Raw genomic sequence first — 6,000 nt, 5'->3', positions numbered from 1 at the left:
CGAACCGTAGCCCAGCAGTCCACCGCGGTCACCGAAATCGCTGCGCTGCACGCAGCTTGACATAGGAGCATCGCCGAACTGGACCGGCCCCAGCGCTGACCGTCAGATATATCAGCGATCACCAGGGCCACCGGGAAAACGGTGGTCTGCGATGGGGTGTCGAGTCGATCTGCGCCGTGCTCGCCGAGCTCGGGGTGAAGATCGCCCCATCGACCTATTACGAACACCGCAACCGGACCCCGACCACGAAGGAGAGGCGGGACGAGGAACTGACCGTGGAGATCGGGCGTGTGCATGCCGAGAACTTCGGTGTCTATGGCGCGAGAAAGGTGTGGCTGCAACTGAATCGGGAAGGTATCTCGGTGGCCCGCTGCACTGTTGAGCGGCTGATGCGGCGGGCCGGGTTGCGGGGTGCGGTGCGTGGGCGGGTCAAACGCACCACGATCGCGGACCCGGCCGCGCCGCGGCCGGCGGATCTGGTGCAACGGAAATTCGCGCCGCCCGCTCCGAATCGGTTGTGGGTAGCCGATTTCACCTATGTCCGGACGTGGTCTGGGTGGGTGTATGTCGCCTTCGTCGTCGATGCGTATGCGCGGCGGATCATCGGCTGGCGCACCGCCACATCGATGACGACGGCCCTGGTGCTCGATGCCATCGAGCACGCGATCTGGACTCGTGAACGTCAGGGCTGGGACGTGAAAGATGTTGTCCACCATCACGATCGCGGAGCGCAATACATGTCCATTGCGGTCACCGAGCGCCTCGCCGAGGCCGGGATCAAGCCCTCGGTCGGGGCTGTCGGTTCGTCCTACGACAATGCCCTCGCCGAGACGATCAACGGCCTTTTCAAGACCGAGCTGATCAAGCCCAGAGCCCCGTGGCGCACGGTCGATCAGGTCGAGCTTGCCACGGCCGAATGGGTGGACTGGTTCAACCATCGGCGGCTATACCAGCACTGCGGGGACATGCCACCCGCCGAGATGGAAGCCGCCTACTACGCTCAACAACCAGCCCGGCAACCCGCCGAGCTGTCACACCAATAAGTCTCCGGACTCACCGGGCGGATTCAGGGGCTTCGAACATCGGCGTGTCTCGAACTCCTGTTCAGTACCGTGTTTTCGACTCGTACTCGTCTTCAGCACGGGGGTGGCCGGGATGGCCGGGGATTCGTCGCTGTCGGATCGTGGCGTGTTGGGCGCGGAAGAGGCGCACTGGCAGACGGCGGTGCGTCGGGCGGAGGTGATCGGGCCGCTCGCGCAGCTGAATCGGGTGAGTGTGCTGGTCGCTGAGGAGGCTGCCGCCCGGTTGGGGTTGACGCAGCGGCAGGTCTACGCACTGGTGAAACGCTGGCGCGCCGGTGAGGGTGTGGCGTCGGATCTGTTGCCGGGCCGCTCTTCCGGCGGCCGGGGTGGCGAACGGCTACCGGATGCGGTGGAGGAAATCATGCGGCGGGTGCTGCGGTCTCGGTATCTGAGCAGGCAGCGGCGTTCGGTGGCGGTGATCTGCCGCGAGATCGACCGGGAGTGCAAGATGGCCGGGCTACGGCCACCGTCGCGGTCGTCGGTGGCACGGCGGATCGGCAAGCTCGACCCGGTCAAGGCCACGACCGCGCGGGAGGGGCAGAACGCGGCACGGTCGCGGCGGTCCGCGGGCGGGGCCACGCCGCCGGTGGAGGGGCTGCTCGAGCGGGTGCAGATCGATCACACCCCGGCGGATGTGATCGTGGTCGACGAGTTCCATCGGCTGCCGATCGGCCGCCCCTATGTCACCGCCGCGATCGACGAGGTCACCCGGTGCGTGCCCGGGTTCGTGATCACCCTTGAAGCGCCGTCGGCGACGTCGGTCGGATTGTGTTTGGCGCACATGGCGATCGACAAACGCGCCTGGCTGGAGCGGATCGGTGTGGTGGCGGTGTGGCCGATGAGCGGCAAGCCGCATGAGCTGTATGTGGACAACGAGAGTGAGTTCAAGAGCGAGGCCCTCCGGCGCGGCAGTGAGCAACACGGCATCGATGTGCGGTACCGGCCGTTGGGGCAGCCGCATTTCGGTGGGGTGATCGAGCGGCTGATCGGCACCATGATGACGATGGTCCATGAGCTGCCCGGGACAACGTTTTCCGACACTCGCTCCCGGCGCGACTACGACAGCGACGCGAAAGCCGTTCTCACCCTGACCGAATTGCACCGCTGGATGGCCCTGGCGGTGGCCTGCTACCACGGCGAACCCCACGACGGGTTGGGCGGGCGGACCCCGGCGGGGGTGTGGGCGGAGAAGGCCGCGGCTCAGGGGGCGCCGCCGACGGTGACCAACGAGACCGCGTTCCTGGTCGATTTCCTGCCGGTGATCCGCCGCTCGTTGCGGCGCACCGGCTTTCAGCTGGATCACGTGCAGTACTACGCGGATGTGCTGCGGCCGTTGATCGCGCGCCGGGAACGCCTCGATAAGTTCGTGTTGCGCCGCGATCCGCGCGATATCTCCCGGATCTGGGCGCTGCATCCCGACACCGGTGAGTATCTGGAGGTGCCGTACCGGACGTGGTCGCGGCCGGCGATCAGCGTGTGGGAGCAGACCGCGGCGGTGGCCCGGCTGCGCGAGCAGGGCCGCGCCGAGGTGGACGAGAACGCGCTGTTCGCGATGGTCGAGCAGATGCGCCACATCACCGACGACGCGACCGCGACCAGCCGCAAGGCCCGCCGCAACACCGTTGATCGGGCCGACCAACAACGGCAAGTCGATGGTCATCGAGAAGTTCCGCCGCGACCACCCGCCGATCTCGCATGAGGACCGGGAGGAGATCCCGGTGCTGGCGGTGCAGATGCCCTCGGATCCGAGCGTGGTCCGCTTCCATGTGGCGCTGCTGTCGGCGTTGGGTGCGCCGATCCGGCCGCGCGCACCGCGGTTGGCCGACCTCGAACAGTTGGTGCTGCGGCTGTGTTAGGCGTGTGGGGTGCGGATGCTGGTGATCGACGAGCTGCACAATGTCCTCGGCGGCCGCAACAGCGGTGTGCGGCGGGAGTTTTTGAACCTGCTGCGGTTTCTCGGCAACAGCCTGCGAATCCCCCTGGTGGGCGTCGGGATTCGGGACGCGTATCTCGCGATCCGCTCCGATGATCAGCTCGAGAACCGGTTCGCGCCGCTGGCGCTGCCGCGCTGGGAGCCGGGCGCGGAGGCGTGCACGCTGTTGGCCAGCTTCGCCGCCGCGTTCCCACTGCGCCGGCCTTCGCCGATCGCGACCGAGGAGATGGCGACCTATCTGCTCACCCGCTGCGAGGGCACGATCGGCGAGCACCCCGCGCCGGTGGCCGCTACACCCGCCGCCGGGCGAGTTGGATCGCTGTCGTCGTGGCTGTCGCGGCTCGCCACCACCTATGCGGTGCCGGTGCGGGAGTTGCTGGGCCCGAATCTCGGTGTGCTCGCAGCGATTCCGGACCTGCTCGACCAGCAACCACTACCGGAGCTGTTCGATGCGCTCTCACAGCGCACCGGAGTCCCGGTTGGGCGGCTGGCGATGATGACACTGCCCGGATGGGTGCCGTGCCTGTTCGACAGCTACCTGATGGCGGCCCGCGACGCCGAGGACACTTTCGACACTATGTGCAGCAGCATTCGGTGCTGCTGGCTCCCCGGGAGTCCACTCGTTTCGTGCTGGCCAGCCGCCGTCGCTGGCGCGGCCCGTGGATTCCGGCCGCTCGCCTGAACCGGACCTGTCCGCTGTGCACGAGCGCACCGGATCCGGTACGGGCGCTGATGTGGGATCTGCCGCTGACCATAGGCTGCACCGAGCACCGGTGTCGGCTGTGGTCAGCGGAGGAACTGTTGGCCGTCCGGCTCTCCGGGAGCGCCCCGGTGCCGGTTGCGGTCACCGAAGCGGTTGCCGCCCTGGAGAATTACACCCATCAGGCGCTGACCACCGCGTATGTGGTGTTGCCGCGCCGCACCGTGCATGCCGGGGTGTGGTTTCGGCTGCTGCGGTGCCTGCTCGACGAGCTGAGCCTGTCGGTTTCGGCCCTGAGCAAGACTTCCGCGCAGTTGCTCGCGCAGATCTGGGAGGCGGCCAAGCTGCCCGAGCGCGCCGGCCTGCGCGCGTGGCAGCCGTTCGAGAATCTGCCGTGGGGTGTGCAGCACGATCTGCTCACCGCGGCGGCGGTCGCGGTGAAACTGGCCGCGGACCGGTGGATCCACCCGCGCGGGAGCCTTGGCCTGCTGTTGAAGGCACCGGCGCACGAGACGGTCTATCCCGGTGACGATCCGGCCCGTGCAGCCGGCACGCCGGTGGCGATCGGCGATCTGCATGCGGCGATGCGGGTTCAGGATTGGGCCGCTATCCACGAGCTGGTGGCCGATGTCGAACGCGCGGTGCGCGCCGATCCCGACACCGCCCGCGACGTGCTGGCGTTCCTCGTCGCGTTCGATCCGACCCCGGCCCGCATCGCCGAGGAACGCGAGTTGCTGATCCGGAAATGGGATGTGCCTCCGCATTTCCTGCGGACCCGCACCGAGACCGAGGCCCTGCTGGCCGAGCTGGGACACGAACCCAGCGAGATCGCGCGGGTGCTCACCGAATTCGCCGAGGAGGCACCGCGGCGCGGCGTCGCCCACGGTGTGGCCGCCGACCTGTTCACCCCCGACGACCTGTGGCAACTGCGCGCCCGGCTGGAACTGTGAACTGTCCGGCACGCTGGCCGGTGCATCCGCCGCCGAGCCCGCTGGAGTCGTTGTCGTCGTGGCTGGAACGCCTTGCCGCCGCCTACCGGTCAAGGCCCTCACCGCCACCGACCGCTACCACATCGTGGAGGACTTCCTCACCGCCAACACCCGAAGGCCATCGGGCACAACACAATCGCGACCACCGAGCGTCCGTTGTTTCTGGTGCGCAGTGCGAAACGGCCACGGCTGAATGTCGGGCGGTGCCGATGACCCGGCACGAGAACCGAGTCCGAAGTCGTCGCAAGCCGGTCGCGAGCACTGCCCGTGGCGGGCTGCCGTCGTCCGAGTCGGGTCTCGGCGGTGAGGCAATCCGCTGGTAGCCCTCTGGGAATCTCGCGTGAGCGGGCTTGTCGGGTCCGGACTCACTTCGTCGATGTATTGGGTGCTGATCGGATCGGCCCGGGACACCGGCGCCGGGCTCGCTCACCGGACCGTTCCTGCTCCGGTCCGCGGTTGTCGGTGTGCCTGTCGCATCGGCGACGATCCCGAAGGGTCTCGCCGTACGAGATGCGCGGTGGTGGTGGATGCCTCATACTCGCAGGTGCCCCGGTGTTTCCGCCCTGCACCGGGTCGGCCCCGGCGGGGACCTACCGGGCTCGGGCGCCGCGCGGGCTCCTGCACCCCCGTGTCGTCGGTACGGACTCGACGTCTCGACCCGACGGGCCACGCCCCGGTGTACCGAACCTCGTATCAGGGGTAGCGCGCTCGCGTCGAGGCCGAGGCGGCCCGGATGTACCCGCGTCCGGGCCACCGCCGCATCCGACCCGGTTCTGCGCCCGGTGTTGACCGGACACGTCGGGGCACCAACATTCCGGGCAGGACGAGAGCGGCCGCGGTGTGGCGGCGACCTTCGGTTCAGGGAGCCCTGTCATGACGACGACCCTGTTGGTGTGCTTCGCGGTGCTGATACCCATCCTGCTGATCACCGCCGCCTACGCGGCGGTCGCCGCCGCCTACTGGTGGGAAAAGCGCCGATTTACCGCGCGCGCCACCGCCGCGGCGGCCAGCCACGTCCACGACCAGGATGTTCCCCCACAGGCGCGCATCGACTGACCTTGACCGGCCGCGACTCGCTACGGCATCCGGGATGACGGGTATCGTGGCCCGCGGCTCGTCGATGAACACGCCAATCCTCGACACCCGTCGCGGACCGTGACTCGATCTGGTTGCGAGGAAGGGCCGGTGTGCGGTCTCTGTGGTGGCCGGCCATCCGCGCCCGCAGATCCGGGTCATCACCCACTGGAGTGGCGGTGCCGCGCGGGAGGGGACCGCCGGGAGGGTATGTCGTGTCCG

General features: G+C 68.4%; 3 protein-coding genes and 2 pseudogenes. All 5 read left to right on the top strand.

Features of this window, described 5'->3' with window-relative positions:
- Nucleotides 1-152: 152 nt before the first annotated feature.
- Nucleotides 153-1,043 (top strand): annotated as a pseudogene (locus A5789_RS12900) (IS3 family transposase); the annotation flags it as partial.
- Between the two features lie 112 nt (nt 1,044-1,155).
- Nucleotides 1,156-2,781: a Mu transposase C-terminal domain-containing protein gene (locus A5789_RS12895; RefSeq protein ID WP_227463051.1), complete on the top strand. Its 1,626-nt coding sequence runs from the start codon at nt 1,156-1,158 to the stop codon at nt 2,779-2,781.
- Nucleotides 2,705-3,697, top strand: a pseudogene (locus tag A5789_RS38535) (TniB family NTP-binding protein); the annotation flags it as partial. The gene A5789_RS12895 and the pseudogene A5789_RS38535, both read left to right, overlap by 77 nt.
- Nucleotides 3,595-4,665, top strand: coding sequence for a hypothetical protein (locus A5789_RS12885; protein WP_155525840.1), 1,071 nt, complete (start codon nt 3,595-3,597; stop codon nt 4,663-4,665). The pseudogene A5789_RS38535 and the gene A5789_RS12885, both read left to right, overlap by 103 nt.
- Before the next feature lie 912 nt (nt 4,666-5,577).
- Nucleotides 5,578-5,760, top strand: a complete 183-nt coding sequence (locus tag A5789_RS12880; RefSeq protein WP_064903827.1) for a hypothetical protein — start codon at nt 5,578-5,580, stop codon at nt 5,758-5,760.
- The last annotated feature ends 240 nt before the right edge of the window (nt 5,761-6,000 follow it).

Origin of the sequence: Nocardia sp. 852002-51101_SCH5132738 (assembly GCF_001665695.1) — a bacterium.
In the GTDB taxonomy this organism is placed as follows: domain Bacteria; phylum Actinomycetota; class Actinomycetes; order Mycobacteriales; family Mycobacteriaceae; genus Nocardia; species Nocardia nova.
The sequence above is the reverse complement of the archived record's forward strand: the minus strand, read 5'-3'. Positions and strand labels throughout refer to the sequence as shown.

What these genes read in the sequence shown, in the direction of transcription:
- A5789_RS12895 (WP_227463051.1), top strand. Translation starts at nt 1,156, where the DNA reads ATGGCCGGGGATTCGTCGCTGTCGGATCGTGGCGTGTTGGGCGCGGAA.
- A5789_RS12880 (WP_064903827.1), top strand. Translation starts at nt 5,578, where the DNA reads ATGACGACGACCCTGTTGGTGTGCTTCGCGGTGCTGATACCCATCCTG.